This window comes from Virgibacillus sp. Bac330 (assembly GCF_003667845.1).
Taxonomy (GTDB): Bacteria; Bacillota; Bacilli; order Bacillales; family Amphibacillaceae; genus Virgibacillus; species Virgibacillus chiguensis.
The window spans coordinates 258,086-280,898 of the sequence record NZ_CP033048.1; the positions used below are offsets into that span (position 1 = coordinate 258,086).

Sequence of the window (22,813 nt, forward strand, 5' to 3'; positions counted from 1 at the left end):
ACATTGAAAGACGCGAGCTGAACAAAATGTTTTAAGGCTTTTAATTTTTGGGCACTAACAATCAGTTGGAGGGATGGAAGAAAAAAATCCCTTTCTAAGGCCATAATAAAAGGAAAGAGAGGATAGTTTCCTCTCTTTCTCGCTATGCTAATAATCGCAATTGTGTGGAAATATAACAGGACATTGTGGTGGCATAGATGGGGTTGGGCAAGGAGCAATTGGAAGAATATCTCTTGGTTCACAGAACTCTGCTATAATTTCTAGGGTAACGTCATACGTGGATTGGATGCTTTGACAAAGACGAACTTGTAGCGTAATGTCAAGTTGGTTTGGATGTGTCATCTGGTCACATGTAGCAGTACATACAAAACAATCTAAATCTGTGAAGTATACATCAATATCTGTTCCTTCAGGGGCGCAAAGAACTACCTGTTCGCAACGAGTGAACTCTGCTTCGCATACTTCAATTGTTCCTTCTCCTAATTCTGAAATTAAATCTACAAAAACTGTTACCTTAAAATTTTTTCGGATATTTACTAGTTGTAGCGTTACTTCAGTTCCATCAATTATAAAGTTTTGGTCTACACGGCTTAAAATAGATATTGGTTCCACACAATTAGGTGTAACTTTACATGTGACAGTGTCTACATCAATATCTTCGCATGTTAAATGCTCACCAGTATTCGGATTTAATGGCAAATGTAAATCCATTAAGTTCAAATCAAATAAGGATTCATTTAAAATCCAGTCATATACTTTCTCTGTATTAATACATAGGAGCTCTTGACATCCAGCTATATTATTTTCCTGCATCGTAGCAAACACCTCCGAGTAAGATCAATTTCTTTCTTTTAATGTAAATAAAACATCAAATAGGTTATCTAGTTTAAAATGCGAAAATGGTGATAAGTTGCTACAAGATAAATATTTTTTTGAGTTTTAATAAATCCGCATTTGTCATATATTGATGTTTCGTAAATAGTATATTAATGTGCTGAAAAAGAGTGAATATAAAATATTATAATACGAATTGTACATGTGAATAATATTGAAAAGTTAAAGCAAGAACTCTGGTCTATAAAGATGACAAGAATTTTTTACACTATAGGAAAGCATAAAAGTTAAAAGGTTTATCATATAAGAAAAACGATGTTATTCGCCATAAAATTTGGCGAATAGCATCGTTTTTCTAATTATTTAGTGCGGGGAAGTTTTCAACTGGAAATAGACATGATGCTAAGGGAAATGGTTGAAAATAAAATTAAAAATTACGAATAGAAGTGCAAAGATTCATGACTCAATAGGATGCTTTCCAATCTCGATTTTCAGCTATTGCTCCTTAACACTAACATCTTCAGTAAAGAATGGAGGCTGCCTTGTAAATAAAAGTTATTAACTTCTTATTACTATAAGGGGTTTTTTTGGTCTAGGAAATTATAAAATTTAGCCACGTCTGGCGCCAGCGCCCAGCAACTAGGCGACTTTACGAATCGCCCTACGATCAGTCACCATCGGTTCCTCCTAAATAAGAAGGCCGACTAAAGACGGGCTTGCCGGAGGGCGCCGGCATACTCCTGTTGCAGAGATGATTCCTAAAACTTTCGTTGATTCATTCCACTCGCTACATTGCTGAACGGCCGCCCCGAGCCTTTGTTCTTGTGTGTTTTGTAGTTAGCTTTTAATTATCCACCGCTATTTTTACTGCGTACATTAAAAACAGAATAAATAAATCTCCACGTATTTTATTAAAACGCTACTAACTTGATTAGCTGATTGGATACTCGTATTTATTTTTTCAAAATTCATCTGTTTTTTCTAGATCAGCATAACCCCCTCTAGATATCCTAATCCTTAGAAACTAGTATCCATCATAGGATATTTATTATTTGTTTTTACCTTTCCATCTGTTTTCACATAAAATGATTGTTATTTTTTGAAGTTTTGAGTCGGAATCACAGACTGCAATATTAAAATATAAAGTTATTTCTCATGTTATTTAACAGGTATATGTTTTAATTCCTGTGCTAATAGACGCACGTACATTTTTTCTATTAAAAACACATTCATCCACTCCAATTCATTGCGCCACTCATAAAATATGATGAATACAAAAAGGGGATGGTATATGATGGCGCAATTGGGACTTTGTAATAATGATTCACTTTGCTGTATTAATGATGCGGTTTGTTGCACGATCTCTTTAGAAGATACAGCTACTACACCGATTTCTGTTTGGGAAAACGTATCTACTTTTATCATAAATGCAACTATTGTAATTGAGAACAATGGATTGGTAGTTGGATCACCTACAGCAGAACTATATGTAAATGGTACAGCAGTTTCAGGTTTTGTGGTGGATCCTGGAGAGTGTCGTTCTATAACTTTAGAGGGAGTTAATTCTATTGGAATTGTAGGAAGCGGAACTGGTAGTTCAAATGTGAAAATATCCTTTTCAATTAATTATAAATTTTAATAATCGGATAAAATATTTAGTCTTGAAAGGGGGGCATTTTGTCGATGTGTGCTCAAATACCGTTTTGCAATGATAAATCTAATTTTACAGATAAAGATGTTACGAATAACTCTATGTATGCTTCCAATACTACTGGAACTACAATTGTAGTAGTTCTTGGAGGGACCCTTGTATCTTTGCCAAACAATCAAGATCTTGATGGGTTTGTAGTAAATGGGGCAAATACTATTTTTACAGTACTGGTAAGTGGCAGATATTATCTAACCTATCAAGTAAATACGACGGCAACCCTTCTTTCGAATACGAGATTAATAAGAAATGGAAGTCCAATACCAGGTTCTATAATTTCACCTATTATTTCCACTTCCAATTTCAACAGTGATGTCATACTTTTTTTAAATCAGAATGACACTATTTCATTGCAACTATTTGGGGTTATAGGTGTTGCTACCTTATTAGGAGGAGGAGCAACAGGCGCTTCGCTTTCTGTTATTCGATTATCATAAAAGGCTATTTATGAAGGGTGTGATAATAAAAATGTCTTGTTGTTGTAGCAGTTTTTGTTGCTCATATAGTTGTGAAAAAGAACCCTCTACATTTGTGATGGATCGCATATGTACAGGTTGGAGTGTACCAGAAGCTAATAGCCAAGATGTATATGTTTCTCCAAATGTAAAAATTTTTGCTTCGGGTTTTTTAGCTTATGATGAAGGGAACTCAGATTTTGTTATATTTAAATTTTTTAATAATAATATACAAATCGGTAATTCGTTAACAGTATATGAAGGAAGTAGTGTAGGGTTTACTAGTAATAATTTTACACGTATTGAAGTTACGATACCGATAGGAAATCCTGGTAACATATCATCTGGGCAAATTTGTATTACTCCTCGCTATGAAATAGATAGCAATTAAAAAAGATATGAGTATGTATTCAATAAGGTTTTAAAATAATAAACTTTGACAGGGTATTATTTTTTTGAATTTTTCAATAAAAATGAAGTTCAAGTCTTTGATTTACTTCACTAAAGGTTGTAAAGAGGAAGGCTAAAACAATGTAAATACAATTATTTTCAAATAATAAATGCTCTTAAAACGAAAAAAGAGGTGATTTATTTGTCAAATATAAGATTTGATAATAGTTACTGTGGTGGTTGCGTAAGAGGACCTAGAGGCCCCGCCGGTCCAACAGGAGCGACAGGAGCCACGGGTCCAGCGGGAGCGACAGGAGCCACAGGTCCATCGGGAGCCACAGGTCCAGCGGGGGCGACAGGAGCCACAGGTCCAGCAGGGGCGACAGGAGCTACAGGTCCAGCGGGGGCCACAGGAGCCACAGGTCCAGCGGGGGCGACAGGAGCCACAGGTCCAGCAGGAGCGACAGGAGCCACGGGTCCAGCGGGAGCGACAGGAGCCACGGGTCCAGCGGGAGCGACAGGAGCCACGGGTCCATCAGGAGCCACGGGTCCAGCGGGGGCAGATGGAGCGACAGGAGCCACGGGTCCAGCGGGAGCGACAGGAGCCACAGGTCCAGCAGGAGCGACAGGTCCAACGGGAGCAGATGGAGCGACAGGAGCCACAGGTCCAGCGGGGGCCACAGGAGCCACAGGTCCAGCAGGAGCGACAGGAGCCACAGGTCCAGCAGGTGCGACAGGAGCCACGGGTCCAGCGGGAGCGACAGGAGCCACGGGTCCAGCGGGAGCGACAGGAGCCACAGGCCCAGCAGGGGCAGATGGAGCGACAGGAGCCACGGGTCCATCAGGAGCCACAGGTCCATCAGGAGCCACAGGTCCATCAGGAGCCACAGGTCCAGCGGGAGCGACAGGAGCCACAGGTCCAGCAGGAGCGACAGGAGCCACAGGTCCATCAGGAGCGACAGGAGCCACAGGTCCAGCGGGAGCGACAGGAGCCACGGGTCCATCAGGAGCCACAGGTCCAGCGGGAGCGACAGGAGCCACAGGTCCAGCAGGAGCAACAGGAGCCACAGGTCCAGCAGGGGCCACAGGACCAACAGGAGCCACAGGTCCAACAGGGGAAGTCATTACTGAAACGTCAGGATTTGCAGCAAATACCTCACAATCATTAATTGCCGTAGTACTTGGTGGAACACCGGTTCCTTTGCCGAACTCTCAAAATTTAAATAATATTACAGTAAATGGTGCAAATACAGTTTTTACAATTCCATCCGTAGGGCGTTACTATATTTCGTACAATGTAAACTTTACCTTAGCATTATTAATAGGTGCACGTATACTGGTAAATAACGTTCCTTTGACTAGTTCCCAAAGAAGTCCTGTTGTATCAGTGAGTAGTTTAAGTGCAGATGTTATAACAAATTTAAATGCAGGTAGCACGATTACACTACAGTTATTTGGTTTATTAGGTGCAGCCACATTGCAAAGTGGTCAAGGTGCAGCCTTAACGATAATTAGAATAGATGACACTCTTGCATAATTTAAAACAGAGTTAATTGAAAAACAGCCATTAAATAGATTGGTTATATTCTCAAAAGGATAATTTAAAAGTAATTGCTACCCAAAAACAGCAAAATGAGTTTACTGAGATATTTTTGAGATTATCGTAGAAATAGATTTGCACAACTTTTATGCAGTGTATTATTCATCATATGAATTGAATGAATCTCCCAAGGAAGAGAATATCCCTTCCTTGGGAATTTTCAACAAATAAAGAATGTTGTAAAGTGAAGAATGTTAAGAATTCTATTACGTATAAAATCCTTACAAAATAATTATAAAGAGGATTCTTCAAATGGATAGTCTACTGCTAGTTAGCACAAACTATTAAGTCATATTTTTCATTATAAGCTTGGATTTATTACCTAATTAATATAAAGTCCAATCACTAAAATTCTTTAAATAATAGTATAATCTTGAATAATAATTTATTTTTAACGGATTTGAAAAAATTGCGGTGAACGTCAATTATAAAATATTTTAATATGAGGTTATAAAGTTGTGATTTGAATGCTTTAAAAAATCAACAGGTAACAAAAGCAGTAATAAAATATAAATTGCTTAAATTTAACGAATGGATATAAAAGTTATCTAACCTTCATATATTTACGCTTTCCTAACATTTAAATTTGATTCGTCGTAGTAGCGCATCCAATAGAGATATAATTTTTGCACTGTATAAAGTATAAGGTATTCATAACAAATAAATGTTAAAAATAGTGGGCGAAATCTACCGTCTAAATATACTATATGAGAGGAAAAGTAAGATGAGTTATCAACCTGATTTACAATGTGTACGTGTAAGTAGGGTGTATGATTGGATAAGTGAGCTAACGAACATTAAATTAAAAGAAAAAGTACCCATTAAAAAGGGAATATGTATTCAGGATAACATCTGTTTCAAATTTAATGTTCCTAGTGATGGAACAAGGTCGACTCTTTGGAGTGGTGTAGAGTTAAAAGGCGTCCTTAGCACATTTGTAGTTGTCATTGATAAAAAATGTGAAGGAGAAATTGAACTATTTATCAATGGGGATTATAAGACTACGTTAACTGGTGGGCAATCAATAAGTGCCACAGTATGTGATTTACAATTAATTGAAGCACAATGTAAAGGCGATACTGCAATTAATTATTGTAAGGGAAATTTAGATATTCAAATTGTATATAGACCTGAAATAGCCGAAAAAGAATGTGAGCACATAAATTGTTTTTTATCTGATCATGAAGGAAACCCGTTAAATGTTTTGGAAGAAGGAGCAATTAGTTGTACGGAGCATTCAAACCCTTCTAAACGTGAGAGCATAGAAGTAATAATGAATGGGCATATTGTTAAACTACAAGAAGTAGAAATTTTAATTCAAGGTTTTATAACACTGGAATTTTTAAATGAAAAGGGAGTACGATGCGGTTGGTATGTTTGCCCTTTTTGGGAAGTAGAGACTTTTTATATGTGTGCTCCAAATGGAACAGACATTTCTTGTAATGTTTTAAAAATGAAATGCAAAGCAGAATATATTTCTCATGAACAAAATTGCAAATGTTGCATGGGGATCAGCATACGTATAGCAGCTTGTTTAAATATTTATGCTTTTTCTGATGTGACGATTGAATTGTTAGGAAAAGAGTGTGAGCCACGATTTGTTTTTAAGGCCCCTAAGCCTATTTCTGCGTCATATCAAAAATGAATACTCCCCTCACAATGTAATTTGAATCACTTCAAAATTTCTTGTGTGTTTAAAGTTAGCATGTATGAACTATTCCCACTTAGCTTGAAGATGGTAAGTTTCACGACGAAAGTAACCTTCCGTCTCTTTACGCGTTACTTCGGAGCGTCTTAACCTTAGATGTCCGCTTTTGGTACGCTTAATCTTTTACGTAGGAACTGGTTTTTGTACTCTATTTTCTTTCTACAAGCTTTAACGCTTGTAGAGTGGTTCGGAATCACGTTAAAAAGTAAAAAATATTCAGAAAATACACCTTAACAAAATGGTAAATGGATGGCAACGTACCTACAAGGTGTATTTTAATGTCAATAAATTTAAATTAGCGAGTAGGGAGCTATCTTTTTTTAAAATCGGCTTACGTTCTGCCAAGAAAGAACTGTACAGCTTATTAGACCAATATGAGCTGTATTTTGCACAGCTGAAAGAGCTGGTTTAGACCCTTTTAGAAGGCATGCATACCCAGGAGCAAAAGAAATGCAGCCATCAAAGAAATGGTTGTCACAACACGGATTTCACCCTTCACACGCTTGAAGATGGAGACTTCTTGGCTAAAAACGTTAAAAAAGAAATGTTAGGGGTATCTACAAGAAAATATCTTATGCTACCGTAGAAGTGGTAACAGAAGATATTTTGAACCTCTCATGACTTAAGTCACGAGAGGTTCAAATCTATGTTTATAATTATCTTAATGTACATAATATGTACTTCGGAAACGTTTATGCAGTTACTCATTCAAATTCTACATACTTAAACAGTCATTTTTGTACAATGTGGAGTAGCATCTATCAGCTATTCCCAAAGACATTTATCTTTCTCATTCTTTACATTCATGAAATAATTACGATATATTAATGTTAATGAAACTTGTAGAAACGTATAAGGAGTGAAGTCTTTGAAGAAGCAGGATGAAAAAATCGCCAATCGAGAAGCGTGGATAGGCGTAGGTTTGGTTATTTTTAATTTTATATGGTGGTTTGCTTTTGCTTATGGCTTGGGTAATAAAGAACCTAATCAATATACATATATTCTCGGCTTTCCTGCATGGTTCTTCTATAGCTGTATCCTTGGGTTTATGGTTATGGCGGTGCTCGTAACAGTCATTGTAAAGAAATATTTCGTAGCCATTCCATTTGATGAGGAGATAGAAGAATGAATTGGGAATCACTCATACCGTTAATTGCAATACTTATTATTATTTTTGGAGCAGGAATATGGGCAGGTGGTTACTTAAAGACATCTACTAATTTTGCACAGGATTATTTTTTAGGCGGCAGAAGTCTCGGAGGATTTGTGCTGGCTATGACAATGACTGCAACGTATGGGAGCGCAAGCAGTTTTATTGGTGGACCTGGAACAGCTTATAATGAAGGGCTTGGCTGGGTATTGCTCGCTATGTCACAGGTGGCAACTGGTTATTTTGTTTTAATGATTTTGGGAAAGAAATTTGCTGTTGTTACAAGAAAGTATAAAGCTTTAACGATGGTGGATTTCTTAAAGGAACGCTATCAATCCAAGTGGGTCGTTATTTTCTCGGCACTTAGTATTATTATTTTCTTATTTTCAGCGATGGCTGCGCAATGGATTGGCGGTGCAAGATTAATTGAATCGCTTATTGGAATTGACTATACGAGCGCATTATTCATTTTTGCTGTATCAGTATTAATCTATGTTACGGTTGGCGGGTTTCGAGCCGTAGCATTAACAGATGCAATCCAAGGAAGTATCATGTTTGGTGGTACACTTATTTTACTTATTGCAGTCATTATCGCAGGCGGTGGAGTCCCAGCACTTATTGCTGATTTAACTGCTGAAAACCCGAATTTAATCACCCCTTATGGTTCTGAAGGGCAATTAACACCTAATTATGTATCCTCATTTTGGATTCTAGTTGGTGTAGGTGTGGTTGCTTTACCACAAATTGCTGTACGAGCTATGTCTTATAAAAACGCTCGGTCGATGCATCGTGCGATTATTATTGGTACCGTTGTAGTAGGATTTATCATGCTTAATATGCATTTAATCGGTGTTTTTGCTAGACCTATCTTACCAGGCATTGAAGTTGGCGATAAGGTTATGCCATTAATTGCTTTAGAAGTGATGCCGAATTGGTTGGCAGGAATCGTACTTGCTGCACCTATGGCAGCGATTATGTCAACAGTAGATTCGTTATTACTTCTAGTAAGCTCAACGATTGTGAAAGATGTATACTTAAACTATGTGAAGCCAGATGCCTCTCAACAGACAATTAAACGAATGAGTATAGGGATTACAGCTTTGCTTGGTGCAGTCATCTTCTTGATGGCTTTAAACCCGCCTGACCTAATTATTTGGTTAAATCTATTTGCTTTTGGTGGCTTAGAGGCAGCATTTATTTGGCCGATTGTGCTTGGATTGTATTGGCAAAAAGGCAATAAATATGGCGCGCTTGCATCCATGATTACTGGCGTAGGATTGTATATCATCTCTGATCTATTCTTTCCACAGCCATTCGGTCTCCATTCGGTGGTTATGCCAGTCGTCATTTCTTTCTTTGTTTATGTCGTGGTTAGCTTACTTACGCAAAAGCAAACAGTGAGGATGCGTATGTTATAACTGACGCATTTATAACCATTCCATCATACAAGTACTTTTAGGAACAAAGGCTCGGGGCGCCCGTTTAGCAACGTAGCGAGTGGAACGAAGCAACGAAAGTTTTAGGAATCATGCTCCTGCAACAGGAGACAAGCCCCGTCTTTAGTCGGCCTTCCTATTTAAAACAAACCGATGATGACTTCACTTAGGGCAATGAAGTGAAGTCGCCTAGTTGCTGGGCGCTTACGCCGGACGTGGCTAAATAACTTAGTTAGTTTATCCACAGATGAAAAATTTTGTAATTTCCTAGACCATGAATGAAGCCCCCTAATCAATAGGGGGCTTCTACGTTTACATCTTCATTTTTTCTTTAAACTGAAAGAATGCATCCAATGCGCTTGCATTGTGCAAAGACCCTTTGTTAACAATTTGTTCCATTGGTTTTCCTTGTAATATCTTCTTTACGGGAATCTCTAATTTTTTACCGTTTAACGTTCTTGGTAATTCTGGTACTTCATAAATAGCAGTAGGAACGTGACGTGGAGAGCAATGGGCACGGATATGCTGGTTGATTTTCTGTTTTAGGTCGTCTGTTAATAGGTATCCATCTTTCATAACGACGAATAAAGGAACAAATGAATCACTGTCTCTACTAGGAATATCTACAATTAAACTATCCTCAATGTCTGGAATGCGATCAACTGCTCGATATATTTCACTCGTTCCAATACGCACGCCACCGCGATTAATGGTTGCATCTGATCTTCCATAGATGACGCACGTGTTTCGTTCCGTTATTTTTAAATAATCACCATGTCGCCATATACCTGAGAACATGTCAAAATAGCTTTCTCTTAAACGTTCCCCATCTGGATCATTCCAAAAATAGATTGGCATGGAAGGAAAAGGCTCTGTTAAGACAAGTTCACCAACTTCCTCAATAAGAGGCACACCATTATCATCAAAAGCTTCAATTTTAGCTCCTAAGCCACGGCACTGCAATTCGCCCGCATAGACTGGTAAAGTAGGTACGCCGAGAATAAACGCCGTACATACATCCGTACCACCGCTGGCAGAGGCAATCCATAGGTCTTTTTTTACATTTTCATAACACCATAGAAAACCTTCAGGTGGAAGTGGTGATCCGGTAGAGCTTATGTTCTTTAAATGGCTCAAGTCATATTGTTGAGACGGTTTTATAGCGTCCTTCATGCAAGCTGTAATATAACTTGCACTTGTTCCAAACACGGTCAATTTCGTTTCTTCCGCTAATTGCCATAATCTTTCTTTGGAAGGGTAAGCAGGATTTCCATCATATAAGATAATCGTACTTCCAGTCAGTAGACCACCTACTAGAAAGTTCCACATCATCCATCCCGTTGTGGTAAACCAAAAAAAGCGGTCACTTTCTCCGAGGTCAGCATGAAATGTCAATGCTTTCAAATGTTCTAATAAAATACCGCCTTGGCTGTGAACGATCGGCTTCGGTTTTCCAGTCGTTCCAGAAGAAAAGAGTACCCATAAAGGATCATTAAACGCAACATGTGTATATTCAATATCACCTTTGACTGCCTGGCTGATTGCTTCTTCCCAATGCACAACATGTTGTAATGAAGAAAAAGTAGCCTGATCATCTAAATAGGAAATAGCGATCGTCGCTTTTAAGGTTGGCAGACTGGATTGAATTTCTGCTGCTACGTCTGTTCTGTCAAATATTCTTCCGCCATATTGGTACCCGTCTACCGTTAAAAATAACGTCGGTTCAATTTGTTGAAACCGATCAATAACACTTTGCGTGCCGAAATCTGGAGAAGCACTCGACCATACTGCTCCGAGGCTTGCAGTAGCTAGGAAGGCAACGACAGCTTCATAAATGTTTGGTATATAAGCAACGACACGGTCTCCCTTTTGAATGCCCAGCCGTTTCAATGTTTGTTGTATAGCTATTGTATCTTGATACAATTTGTGCCAAGAGACTTCAGACACTTTTCTACGTTCAGAGGTATGGATGATAGCTGGTTGATCCGAATGGCATCTATTTCGAAAAATGTGCTCTGTATAGTTCACAGTCGCTTCAGGAAACCATTTTGCTCCTGGCATATGATGTGAAGACAACACAGTTTGATAGTCTTTTTTTGCTTGCAAATCGAAATACTCCCAAATACTTTCCCAAAATACTTTTATTTCTTTTACAGACCAATTCCATAAACTGTGATAATCCTGAAAATACAAATTTTTATGTTCATGTAACCATTGCATGTAGCTGTTTATTTTTGCGGCTGCTTTTCTCTCTGAACTTGGTTCCCATAGTAATTCCCCTTCTTTTACTTTCTTCATCATGCCCCTCCTTGTTCCCCTTTTTGAATTGCTGTAAGGCTTCCTTTTTCCAAATTCTCGGGATAAAGTGGAAGCAAAACGGCCTTCTACGTTTAATTCGTTCCAATAACAAGACAAGAGATACTAGATTGTCTTTTTTTAAATGTGACATTAATTTTATCAGATGATTCTTTCTTTTATTATATGGAAACGATTTCTTTGTGTAAAGTGTAGATGAATAGGAAAAATACTCCTGTATACCGTATTTGGTTCACAGGAGTATGCATAGACCATCTAATTATAAACAATGTACATGTATTCCGAATAGTGCGTGTTGTAAAACTCCCACTACAAGCTTCGGAAGATGTGTGCTGGATAAATCTTGTCTAAAAGAATGAAGGCTGCTTTATTGGTTTTTGTTTGCTAAAACATTACAAAATGTCTTCATATAAGCTGGTAAGTCTGGTGGTCTGCGACTTGAAATGAGGTGGCCGTCAACAACGACAGGCTCATTTATCCAAGTAGCTCCTGCATTCATCATATCATCTTTAATGCCAGGAGTGCTCGTCACTTTTTTATTGGTTAAGATGTTCGCTGAAATCAATACCCATCCAGCATGGCAGATTTGTCCGATTGGCTTTTGTTGTTCATTCATTGCTTGTACCATTTGAATTACCTCTGAATAGCGTCGCAATTTATCTGGTGCCCAACCTCCAGGGACTAAAATAGCATCATAGTCGTCAACGCAGACGTCAGAGAATGCGAATTCGGAAGTAGCTGGTACACCATATTTCCCATGGTATACTTTTTCAGCTTCCTTACCTACTAAATGAACGGTTGCTCCCTCTTCTTGTAGACGCAGGACTGGATACCAAAGTTCCAAGTCTTCAAAGTCATGATCTACAAGTGCAATGACTTGTTTGTTTTTTAATCGCATTGTATCCCTCCGTATCCGTATATAACTATTGTAGCAAACGATCCCCGTTACAAGAAAGCTGGAGCTATTAAAGAGAGAATTGGGGCAACCATCATGCGTAAGTATATTGGATAAATCACTGACTACGATGAAAATAAACTGTTACCTTGCATAAAATCTTTTTAAAAACGACAGCGTTCTCTCACCATAAAAACTTTGACGACAAGCCTTCGTTTTCTAAAGACAGTTTTTTATTCCAGACATAAGATGCACCATTTCGAGAGTTTGGATGTCAACTTGTTAAAAGTCTTTCGGACATAGAAAATAAATGAAGGGTAAAAACTCGAGCTTGAAGCATTACTTTATTGCCTTATTCAATTGCAAGACGTTTCTTTTTTGTATCCAGATGCCAATAATCCAAATGATAGCGTATAGAATAGTGAAGGTTACAATTGCGAATAGTAATGATATGATGGACATACGTAGCCAATCTGCCCAAATAGCTATGGGAAAAAAGAATAAATTTGACAACAGGTAGTGAATGCTTGTTTGCTTTAATGGACTCCAATGCTCTCGTTCAAATAGAAATGATGCTAATGCAAAGTAAGACGCTATGAATAGCGTAGATAGCGAACTTTTCCAAAAATGCATGATTGATATTTCGATGTCTTGAAAGGTAATAACGGTAAGCACGATAAACGTGATTAATCCAGCAATAGCGACGCCAACTGTTAAGCGTTTTATGGCTTCAATCCACATTTTTTTCTCCACCCATCATTAGTTTTCTTTTAATTGCTTTCACATATTTATGGTTCACGTATTCTTTATTACCCGATTGAAAATAAACACATAGATTGCCATTAAAATGTAGTTCAAAATACGCTATTCGAAGTACGTTTCCAATAACAGATTTTGAAAAGCGCATGAAATGTGCATGTTTTAAAGTTTTTTCAGCTTCGTATAATCTCATCCTTATTTCAAAACGTTTATCTCCGATAGCAGCAAAAATTTTTCTATTCGCAGCATAAATATAATCAATTTTCTGTGGATGTAACAAAATCGTTTGTTCATTATCTACTGCAAATAATCGTGCTGGAGCAGCTTCTTTGTCTTGTAAATAATCCACAATTGCTTTGAGCTCGTTAGACCATTCGTTTGCTTGGATCGTAACGCATGTGTCCTTATGTTTGGCATCAATATCAATGTTTATCTTCACATTAGCAACCTCCTTACCGTTAATAAAACATGCTTTTTTGCCAAAATCAAGGTGGAAATGGCGCCGTTTTTCATATACAATCTTACATTCTTATCTTACAAAAAAAGCTTAAAAAAGTAATGACAGATTGGATGAAATTGGCTAAATGATGTTTGAAACCAAATATATTATGAATCAAACAATAACTTGTTAAGAAAGAATGTTAGGCTTTTTAAGCGTATTTACGTGTAAAAAAGTTGTTTTAATTATTTAAAAACGGGGTATACGTAATGCTAGTGAAAGCGAAAAGCCCTTAAATCAGTGAAGAGGTGAATGGATGAAGAATGTCACTAGTGTATTTTGGTATTCCTTAGTTATATGTATTGCAGTTGTTGTTTGGGGTTCGGTAGCGCCTATAGGCTTGGAAAATTTCACAGCAAATGTAACGGCGGCAGTATCCGATTATTTTGGCTGGTATTATCTACTAGCTGTTATGGTCATATTGGCTTTTAGTATTTATCTCATTTTTTCACGATATGGAAATATTAAGCTTGGTAAAGAAAAAGATGATCCGGAATTTAGTTTACCATCTTGGTTTGCAATGTTATTTAGTGCAGGAATGGGAATAGGACTCGTGTTTTGGACAACAGCAGAACCAATTTCTCACGCGTTTAAAAGTACACCTGGACCGACTCCTGGTTCAGACGAAGCTATTCGAGAAAGTTTAAAGTATACATTTTTTCATTGGGGCATCCATGCGTGGGCAGTATATGGTATTGTTGCACTCGTGTTGGCTTATTTTAAGTTTCATCGAGATCAACCTGGACTGATTAGTGTGACGTTAATGCCCATATTTGGGGAGAAAAGCATGCGTGGCATGTTTGGTAAAGTGATCGATGTACTTTCAGTTTTTGCGACAGTTATCGGTGTTGCCGCAACACTTGGATTTGGTTCAGCGCAAATAAACGGAGGATTAGCGTTTTTATTTGACACTCCTGCAACGTTTTGGATGCAACTACTCATTTTAGGTACGGCAACGGTGTTATTTATTGCTTCTTCCTGGTCGGGAATCGGAAGAGGAATTAAATATTTGAGCAATGCCAATATGGGGTTAGCTGTTGTGTTATTACTCCTGTTGTTTTTTGCAGGCCCGACTTTAGATATATTGAACATGTTTACACATACTTTAGGAAGTTATGTATCGGATTTTTTTGATATGAGTTTACGCTTAGCTCCGCAAGATGAAAATAAACGAACATGGATTAATAATTGGACAATTTTTTACTGGGCTTGGTGGATTTCATGGGCTCCGTTTGTCGGAATTTTTATTGCGCGTATTTCTAAAGGGAGAACTGTAAAGGAGTTCATGATTGGTGTACTCGCCGTACCATCCATCATTTGTTTTATCTTTTTCTCTGTTTTTGGTGTTTCCGCATTGAACTTGGAACAGAATGGCATGGCAAAGATTTCTGAGTTTTCGCTTGAAACGTCCACCTTTGGCGTTTTAGAGCAATATCCACTAGGGTTTGTTATGTCAATAATTACCCTCCTCGTTGTGGCTATTTTCTTTATTACTTCTGCCGATTCCGCTACCTTTGTGTTAGGAATGCTAAGCACAAACGGAACGTTGAATCCTCGTAATTCGGTAAAGATTATGTGGGGTGTCATGCAATCCGCCTTGGCTGCCATTATTGTTTATTTTGGTGGCACGCAAGGGTTGCAAAACATGCTTATTATTGCTGCATTGCCTTTCTCGATCGTGATACTATTAATGGCTGCTTCGTTTTATAAAACAGCTCGAGCAGAGTATCGACTGAAAAAATAAGCTAGTTGAAAGTGCCTTTTAAAACGGATATGCCTAATTAGTTAAATATGGGCTAGAAAGTACTTGCAGCTAAAGATTATTTTTACTAATTTTGCATTAAAGAATCAGGTAGCTTGTAGAAAAGAAATAATTTTTACAAGCTACCTGCTACTAGTAAGTGCATTTGTTAATCAAACCAGCTTCTTATTTTAGTGAAAAAGGAGCCGTCTTCTTCTCTCTTTTCTTCTTCATCGTCTGGTTGTTCTGTTTCTTCTTGAATGAAAATGTCTTCTTTATCAATGGCATAGTCATAAGTTAAAACGGCTCCAATATTTGTATCTTCCGCTTCCTCATTGGTAATTGTAGAGTGGGAGATGCCGTATTTATCTGCAATTTTCTTTTCTTCTGTTAAAAAGCGATGGGAAACATGGCCGTTTATAATCAATTTTGCTTCGGGATTTTTTTTCATTGCTTCTTCAAGTTGTTCTAAACCTTTATTGGACATTACCTGTCCTTTCGTAAGCGCAAGCACAATTCTTTCACGTAATGTGCCTAAAAATTGCTTTCGTTCGTGGTCTTTGGGCAGTCTCGTTCCATACATTCCTTCTGTGAGATAATCTTCGACATTTTTCTTGCTCATGATTTATATTCCTCACTTCTCTTATGATAATTCTATTGTACAAAGGGTTCGGTGGATAAGCAAAGAAAGTGGGTATAAAGTATGGATAGGGAGAATAATATTTTGTTTGTGTATGCCTGTTCACTCCAATGAATAAATTTGGATAGGTAACGAGCTTTAAGCGTTATCATTCCCAAAACAGGTATAAATATTTAGAGCAACTCTTATTTTTTATTTTATATACAAACTATTTTAACTGGATAAAACAACGTCAAATTTAGAGGACAGAAAATGTGAGATCACTTTGTACATGTGTGTGCAGTTACAGTTACTAAAGTTTGCAATACCCATGTAACGTCTTGGAGGAACTACCAATTTAAAGGACGCAAAATCAGTACGAATTATAGAAAAGGATAATAAGCGATGAATTTTTATTTTACACTATAGCAAAGCATAAAAGTTAAAAGGTTCAGAGTATATCTAAGAGACGGTGCCTTTTTACAGCTTCTTTTTGCTAATGTATATGCGAAAGAGTTTTCAGGGAAATAGAAAGTGGAGGATGAAATGAAAGTTATCGTTATGTATTTCTATCATGTGAACGACTTCAAGAATTTAGCTGTACATTGTATAATATAATTTCAGATACTATGTTTGAAGTAAAGGAGAAAACGATATGCCACAACAGAGACAGGAAGAAGAAAACATTGAGGTGTGGGAAGACCTCGTACATATTAAAGATCTCGTTATAGCGATTATTATATCTACGATTACAACACTCGGTGCTTATATAATAGCACCAAATGATCCACCAAAACCTCTTATATTTGGCCTAGTTGGTGCTGTTGGAGGATTCATTATTAGCAGTTTGCTCATTAAACCGAAACGAAATTTCCGTTATATGGATGAGGAGGAATAGACAATGGATGCTGTATTAATTATTCAATTGATAGCTGCTTCTGTGGCAGGAGCTATTTTGTATACCATTATTGGAATAGCCCCTGGAACAGATGAAACCGCTGTCTTGGCGCCGGTTACATTAGTACTAGTGCTATCAGGTTTTGAACCCATTGTTATTCTAGCCTTTTTTATAGCCGCAATTGTTGCAAAAAAATTAACCGATTCTATCCCAGTTGCCATTGCCGGAATTCCTGGTGGGGTGATGTCGGCACCGATGGTTGAGCATGCGATGGTATTAAAAAAACATGGCATGCCTGAGCTGAGCATTCGAAAAATGGCATCGGGTTCCGTTATTGGTACTGTGATTGCTGTACCTATGAGTTTATTAATGGCGAATTTAATCGCTCCCTTATCTGATGAAATCACGCAATACGCGAGCCAAATTTTTCTTGGTGGTGCCATCTTTTTAGCGCTTATGACGAAACATCGTTGGATTGCACTGCTTTCCATTGTACCGTTTGCTTTTCTGATTCAAGGCTTACGTATGTTTTATTGGGAAACAGGCATCGTTCCTGAAGATCAAACTGTATTTACATCCTTCTTTTTAGGAATAACCATAGGCCCAGTCATTTTAAAGTTAGCAGAGTTACTTAATGGAAGGAGCAGAAGGAAGCTTCCACGCTTTGGCAAAAAAGATATTGCGATGCGACGAACGGAAAAAGTAAAAGGGTTCCCAAATCCGTTTAAAATCCTTACCGGCAAGGAGATTGGTACAACTTCGATCTCATCTATCTTAGGAGTGCTCACCTTTTTTATGAGTCCTGTTGGCATGACCATTTTCCTTGGTGAAACGTTAACCAGTCGAATAAAAGACCCAGTAAAAAAGGCGGCTCGAGCTATTTCCAGTATGGATGGACTGACAAACGCAGCTTATTTATCTGGGACGCTTATCCCATTAATTGCCATAGGTTTACCTTTGTCTCCTACAGCAATTGGCCCGGGTGGTCCTTTGTTTAATGCGCCACCAGTATTTACAGAAGAAAATAATCTTCACCATATGTTGTCTATGTCTGATTTTATTGTTGCTACATTGATTGGTGCCATTGTTGCTATTAGTATCACGTTTTATATTACGATTAAATATGCACAGCAAATTTGTGCCTTTGTATTTCGGTTTATTCCACATGAGGCTATGTTAGGTGTATTTTTTGGTCTTGTCATTATGCTTGCCTATATGGATGCGGGAATTGTAAATATAGCTGGTGTTATTGTTGTAGCACTTGTGGCTGGATTTTTGCATCGTAAGGGAGTGAATTATGGGGTGCAATTTATGACGTTGTATGCAGCACCTTGGCTCGTGTCATTGTTTTTGTAATAAAGTGATAAAACGAGCTTGATTTATAAAGGGAAGTACGGTGGAAGCACTTGGACCATTAAATTTGTAAATGGAAGGGACGCTGTTTGAATTTCTAAACAAATAGATTTAAAAAGTATCGATTTCAAGAATGAGATCTACTTTAGGTGATGGATGCTTCGCTTATAAGGGAAAGGGAGGGTTTTTTGCAGAAAATATGGTGTTTTATCGTCATCGTTTTTTTTGGGTTGCTGTTAACAGCGTGTGAGTCTGCAGATAAGGCAGATAGGGAAAAAGAAACGAAAGTGGATGTTGCTGGATATTATGAAGGCGCAATTGAAATTCCAAATCAGCCCCTAGGCATCGAAGTGACCTTGCAAAAGCAAGATAGTGAACTATCTGGAATGATGAGCATTCCCGTTCAAGGGTTGCTTGATTATCCTTTAACAACAGTTAAACAGCATGGGGAGAAAGCGATTACTTTTATAACGAAAGTACAAAATCATTTCATTTCATTTGAAGGGGAAATAGAAGCCGAGCAGATTACGGGGACTTTTAAACAAAATGGCCAATCTTTTCCCTTTCAATTAGCGAAAGCGAAACAAACTGCAGAGAAAGACGAAGAATTTTTACAAGTAGAAACAGCTGCTGGAACATTGTCTGCTGAGCTACTGAAACCTAATGGGAAAGAGCCTTACCCAGTAATGCTCATTATTCCTGGATCTGGGCAAACAGATCGTGACGGTAATACAGTTGGTATAGCTGGAAAGAATAATAGTTTAAAACTGTTAGCAGAAGGATTAGCGGATCAAGGTATTGCTACAATTCGTTATGACAAACGAGGGGTTGGAAAAAACAGTCAAGCAATTATTGATGAAAGAGATATACAGTTTGACCAATTTGTAGACGACGCTGCCGCTTTTATAGACAAATTAGAAGCAGATAACCGATTCACTAAAATTGGTGTTATCGGGCATAGTCAAGGCTCTTTAGTAGGTATGCTTGCTAGTTTAGAAAAGGATATGGATGTATTTATTTCGCTAGCTGGCTTTGGCAGTCCCTCGGATGAAGGGATATATAACCAGTTGCAGGCACAGCCTAAACTACCTAAAGAACTGCTTCGTGAAAGCAAAGGCATTTTGCAAAGCTTAAAAGAAGGAAAAACGGTAAATGAAGTGGGCCCTGAATTACAACCATTACTTCGACCGTCCGTACAGCCATTTTTAATCTCATGGATGAAGCATGATCCTCAAGCAGTCATCGCTGAATTACAAATACCAACTTTCATTGTTCAAGGGGAGCGCGACATACAAGTGCCTGCTAATGAAGCTACCATCTTACATGAAGCAGCACCTAACTCTGAATTATTATTGCTTGAAAAGATGAATCATATCTTAAAGGACGCTCCGAAAGATCGCGAGGAAAATATGGGAACATATACAAATTCGAAATTGCCACTAGCTGAAGGGTTAATAGAAGAGATAGTTGACTTTTTAATGAAAAATGGATTCTTGAGCTAAATTAGCTTTGAGTCATTCATCTTAGCTCATATCGACAATAAGAAAATCCGAACAATGCAAAATGAAAGTTCAGATTTTATGGATTATCGTATAAGCAAAACTAGGGCTATCGCCATAATGACTTGGCGATAGCCGCAATTTTTCTAAGCTGTACTTCTTATAGTCTATCTTTTTTTCCCTTTTAGGGCTTAGTTTACAACGCATTCGACAATTACTGGAACTCCAGAGTTAAGTGTATCACCATCTGGAATCGTTATTTCAGTTGTGGTTAGTGATGAAGTGTCAGCTGTTTGAAGAACGCCGTTAAGGTATAGATTGTAGTATGCTGGTGCAGTTGGAAATGCTGTAGCTGCCGCGCCTGTATCATCCGTGAAATCTGTTGCAAGAATATTAAACCCTGCGCCAGTACCTGTACCATCCCCAATGGTTGCAACAAACCTTTCTGCGCCCATAAACTGTTTAACAATTGCCATCTTGATCCCTCCTGTTTTTAGGGAATACTATATTTCATGTCTTTATTTGTCACATAAAGAAGATTTCCAGAGTTACTCCCTGCTACATACAATATGCTTTCGTGCTTTTTTTGAAGCGACGTTTAGCTTATTGAAAAAGAATCATTGTGAAAATGGTTATACATACTTTAATAGCATTTTTATTGACTAACTAGGAAAAATCTTAATAAATTGTAAAATAATCGGTACCCCATTTCTTGGCACTTCATTTGGACCTACAAGCAGTGTGAGCTTTCCTGCTTGAACATGATAGATGGAATTAGGTTGTAAAATGCCATTGATATATAAATTGATATAAGTTACATCGTTGGGATTTAAAATATCTGAAGTGCTAAACTGTGGCTCCTTATCTTGATTCGTATATACTGTCTTTACACCACCTGATAGTGCTGTGTATTGGGAAGTCTCTGCGTTTAAAACTTGAGATGGAGGAAGTGGTGTGGGCGGAATAGGAGGACAGCAGTTAATATTGTTAATAATTTTAATGTCTTGATCACAGCAACTGCAAGGCGACGGTCTCTTTCTGCAACATTTACAGTTATCATGACGATAATGAGAAGTACACTTTTGTTTTGATTTTTTGATTATCATTTTTTCTCCTCCCTTGTATATAAAGAATGCACTATTTTTCTTTTATCATCTTATTCAAGTGAGGTTAAAAGGGGTTTTTATTTTGCACTATAGGAGAATAAAATTTTAAGCAGTATAGTATAAGCAAAGCGAAGGCGTTTTATTCCCCTAAAGACTTGACGTATAGCTAAGTTGTTTCTAACAAATAGTTATTGAAACGGCTATTTAGCTCTCTATCCTGGCCTATGCTATGATAGAATAAATGAATCTTTTTTTTAGGGAGGTTACGACATGCAAACGAAAGACCCTATTTGCTTAGATGATCGTATTTATCTTATTGATGGTTTCGATTTTAACATACCATATCGCACAGGAGCTTATGTTCTTGTTGAGGATGAATTAACCATTATCGAAACGGGGCCTAGCCCGTCTATTAAGCATATCAAAGCGGGGTTAGAAAAATTAGGATTTTTATTAGATGCAGTAAAATACATTATTGTCACACATGTGCATTTAGACCATGCAGGAGGAGCTGGGTTATTGCTGAAATCTTGTCCAAATGCGACAGTAGTTATCCATCCACGGGGGAAACGGCATTTAGCTGATCCGAGAAAGCTTGCGGCAGGAGCTAGGGCTGTGTATGGTGATAGTTTTTCGGATTTATATGATCCCATTGTGCCAATTCCAGAAGAACGAATGATTGAAAAAGAAGATGGGGATACACTAACCATCGGCAAAAACTGTACATTGCAATTTTTACATACACCAGGACATGCACGACATCATTTTAGTATCTATGATCCGATGAGTAATGGTTTATTTACCGGTGATACTACTGGGGTTCGGTATCAGTTATTAGACGACCAAGGTGTGCCATTTTTCTTACCATCGACTTCTCCCAATCAATTTGATCCAAATGAATTACGTCAATCGTGGGAGCGCATTGAAAAGTTACAATTAGATCGGATTTACTATGGGCATTTTGGTATGACCGAACAACCCAATGAAGCATTACAACAAGTTTTTACATGGCTAAACACGTTCATGGAAATTGCGGAAAATGCATATGCAGAAGGGGTAGGTTATGATAAACTTGCTGAACGGATGCTAGAGGCAATTCGCGTGGAGCTGCGGGCGAAAGGAATTCCTGATGACCATGAGACATACATCATTTTGAATGTTGATATGCAAATTTGTGCGCTAGGTATCATTGATTATTTTCAAAAGCAAGAAAAAAATAAGCAGCCTGTTCACTAGGAAACAGGCTTTATCTCACTAAACAGCATGAAAGTTAAGGTTTACGCCAGAACGATGTGGTTAAGCCAAGCTTTTTTAATCCTTATGTCTCATCTTCTGTTTTTAAGAAAGTGAGAATAAGGAAAATCGCAAAGCTAATAAGTAAAATGGTACCTCCCACGATAAATAATATCGTTATTACTGTTTCATTGAAGTTAAACGGACGTAAATAGTAAAGCCACATGCCAGCTGTTAAACCGATGGCACCGATAATCGCTGTCCATACGTGAAGTGCTGCAAGTTTTTTGTTAGCAGGCATGAAAATTTTATAATAAACCGCCCAAGCAAATAAAGTAAGCCAGCCGACGAGAAGAATATGTGCATGAACGGTACGAAATTCATATCCCCCCGCACCTGCCATATGTGAACCAATAAACGCTCCTATTACAGCAAAAATAGCCGAAAATCGCAGTAATGTTTTACTGTACGTATTCAATCCATAGCACCCCTTTTTCTCCCAATTTCATCAAGTCATAGATTGTTTCACTTTATCCTACCATAGTTTTATGAACGGAGTATGAATAAATGGATTTTCTTTTATTTTCACTGAAAGTAAACAACGCTACTTTTTT

The 22,813-nt window shown here is 37.8% G+C and carries 21 protein-coding genes; 12 read left to right on the plus strand and 9 right to left on the minus strand.

Annotation, left to right across the window (positions count from 1 at the left end; genetic code table 11):
* Window positions 1-147: 147 nt before the first annotated feature.
* Window positions 148-813, minus strand: coding sequence for a BMQ_0737 family morphogenetic spore coat protein (locus tag D9780_RS01115; RefSeq protein ID WP_121638964.1), 666 nt, complete (start codon window positions 811-813; stop codon window positions 148-150).
* A 1,315-nt stretch (window positions 814-2,128) separates the two neighbouring features.
* Here D9780_RS01115 and D9780_RS01120 point away from each other — a divergent pair.
* From D9780_RS01120 to panF, 7 genes are all read left to right on the plus strand, one after another.
* Window positions 2,129-2,473, plus strand: coding sequence for a DUF3992 domain-containing protein (locus tag D9780_RS01120; protein ID WP_121641398.1), 345 nt, complete (start codon window positions 2,129-2,131; stop codon window positions 2,471-2,473).
* Between the two features lie 44 nt (window positions 2,474-2,517).
* A complete protein-coding gene (locus D9780_RS01125; RefSeq protein ID WP_121638965.1) occupies window positions 2,518-2,979 on the plus strand; it encodes a BclA C-terminal domain-containing protein in 462 nt (153 codons plus the stop codon).
* A gap of 10 nt (window positions 2,980-2,989) precedes the next feature.
* Entirely contained in the window at window positions 2,990-3,388 is a 399-nt protein-coding gene (locus tag D9780_RS01130) for an S-Ena type endospore appendage (RefSeq protein WP_121638966.1), read from the plus strand.
* Window positions 3,389-3,598: 210 nt separating this feature from the next.
* A complete protein-coding gene (locus D9780_RS20915; protein WP_240458811.1) occupies window positions 3,599-4,924 on the plus strand; it encodes a BclA C-terminal domain-containing protein in 1,326 nt (441 codons plus the stop codon).
* 787 nt (window positions 4,925-5,711) lie between these two features.
* On the plus strand, window positions 5,712-6,632 hold the full coding sequence (locus D9780_RS01145; protein ID WP_121638969.1) for a BMQ_0737 family morphogenetic spore coat protein: 921 nt from the start codon (window positions 5,712-5,714) through the stop codon (window positions 6,630-6,632).
* Between the two features lie 922 nt (window positions 6,633-7,554).
* Window positions 7,555-7,824 (plus strand): YhdT family protein, encoded by a 270-nt coding sequence (locus tag D9780_RS01150; RefSeq protein ID WP_371413688.1) that lies wholly within the window; start codon window positions 7,555-7,557, stop codon window positions 7,822-7,824.
* On the plus strand, window positions 7,821-9,263 hold the full coding sequence (panF, locus tag D9780_RS01155) for a sodium/pantothenate symporter (protein ID WP_121638971.1): 1,443 nt from the start codon (window positions 7,821-7,823) through the stop codon (window positions 9,261-9,263). The genes D9780_RS01150 and panF overlap by 4 nt, the downstream gene beginning before the upstream one ends.
* A gap of 330 nt (window positions 9,264-9,593) precedes the next feature.
* On the opposite strand, the gene D9780_RS01160 is transcribed toward panF, so the two are convergent.
* From D9780_RS01160 to D9780_RS01175, 4 genes are all read right to left on the minus strand, one after another.
* Window positions 9,594-11,579 carry an acetoacetate--CoA ligase gene (locus D9780_RS01160; RefSeq protein ID WP_121638972.1) on the minus strand — a complete coding sequence of 662 codons (1,986 nt, stop codon included), beginning with the start codon at window positions 11,577-11,579 and terminating at the stop codon, window positions 9,594-9,596.
* Between the two features lie 385 nt (window positions 11,580-11,964).
* The gene (locus D9780_RS01165) at window positions 11,965-12,495 is read right to left on the minus strand and encodes a type 1 glutamine amidotransferase domain-containing protein (protein ID WP_121638973.1); all 531 of its coding nucleotides are present in this window, start codon (window positions 12,493-12,495) and stop codon (window positions 11,965-11,967) included.
* A 336-nt stretch (window positions 12,496-12,831) separates the two neighbouring features.
* Entirely contained in the window at window positions 12,832-13,233 is a 402-nt protein-coding gene (locus tag D9780_RS01170) for a DUF3021 domain-containing protein (protein WP_073006251.1), read from the minus strand.
* Complete coding sequence (locus D9780_RS01175; RefSeq protein WP_121638974.1) at window positions 13,223-13,690, minus strand: LytTR family DNA-binding domain-containing protein; 468 nt, start codon at window positions 13,688-13,690, stop codon at window positions 13,223-13,225. The genes D9780_RS01170 and D9780_RS01175 overlap by 11 nt, the downstream gene beginning before the upstream one ends.
* Window positions 13,691-14,006: 316 nt before the next feature.
* On the opposite strand from D9780_RS01175, the gene D9780_RS01180 reads away from it, so the two are divergent.
* Window positions 14,007-15,494 (plus strand): BCCT family transporter, encoded by a 1,488-nt coding sequence (locus tag D9780_RS01180; protein ID WP_116279017.1) that lies wholly within the window; start codon window positions 14,007-14,009, stop codon window positions 15,492-15,494.
* A 166-nt stretch (window positions 15,495-15,660) separates the two neighbouring features.
* Here D9780_RS01180 and D9780_RS01185 read toward each other — a convergent pair whose 3' ends face one another.
* Window positions 15,661-16,113, minus strand: a complete 453-nt coding sequence (locus tag D9780_RS01185) for a YueI family protein (RefSeq protein ID WP_116279016.1) — start codon at window positions 16,111-16,113, stop codon at window positions 15,661-15,663.
* Window positions 16,114-16,765: 652 nt separating this feature from the next.
* On the opposite strand from D9780_RS01185, the gene D9780_RS01190 reads away from it, so the two are divergent.
* The 3 genes from D9780_RS01190 (at window position 16,766) to D9780_RS01200 (ending at window position 19,863) form a co-directional block, all read left to right on the plus strand.
* Complete coding sequence (locus tag D9780_RS01190) at window positions 16,766-17,008, plus strand: hypothetical protein (protein ID WP_116279015.1); 243 nt, start codon at window positions 16,766-16,768, stop codon at window positions 17,006-17,008.
* A 3-nt stretch (window positions 17,009-17,011) separates the two neighbouring features.
* A complete protein-coding gene (locus D9780_RS01195) occupies window positions 17,012-18,364 on the plus strand; it encodes a tripartite tricarboxylate transporter permease (protein WP_121638975.1) in 1,353 nt (450 codons plus the stop codon).
* Window positions 18,365-18,549: 185 nt separating this feature from the next.
* Entirely contained in the window at window positions 18,550-19,863 is a 1,314-nt protein-coding gene (locus D9780_RS01200) for an alpha/beta hydrolase family protein (RefSeq protein ID WP_162985755.1), read from the plus strand.
* Between the two features lie 188 nt (window positions 19,864-20,051).
* On the opposite strand, the gene D9780_RS01205 is transcribed toward D9780_RS01200, so the two are convergent.
* Both D9780_RS01205 and D9780_RS01210 read right to left on the minus strand, forming a co-directional pair.
* A complete protein-coding gene (locus tag D9780_RS01205; protein ID WP_121638977.1) occupies window positions 20,052-20,336 on the minus strand; it encodes a DUF4183 domain-containing protein in 285 nt (94 codons plus the stop codon).
* Window positions 20,337-20,522: 186 nt separating this feature from the next.
* Window positions 20,523-20,966, minus strand: coding sequence for a DUF4183 domain-containing protein (locus D9780_RS01210; RefSeq protein WP_121638978.1), 444 nt, complete (start codon window positions 20,964-20,966; stop codon window positions 20,523-20,525).
* Window positions 20,967-21,236: 270 nt separating this feature from the next.
* Here D9780_RS01210 and D9780_RS01215 point away from each other — a divergent pair, with 270 nt between their 5' ends.
* Entirely contained in the window at window positions 21,237-22,202 is a 966-nt protein-coding gene (locus D9780_RS01215; RefSeq protein ID WP_121638979.1) for an MBL fold metallo-hydrolase, read from the plus strand.
* Between the two features lie 82 nt (window positions 22,203-22,284).
* Here D9780_RS01215 and D9780_RS01220 read toward each other — a convergent pair whose 3' ends face one another.
* Entirely contained in the window at window positions 22,285-22,677 is a 393-nt protein-coding gene (locus tag D9780_RS01220) for a hypothetical protein (protein WP_121638980.1), read from the minus strand.
* Window positions 22,678-22,813: the final 136 nt, after the last annotated feature.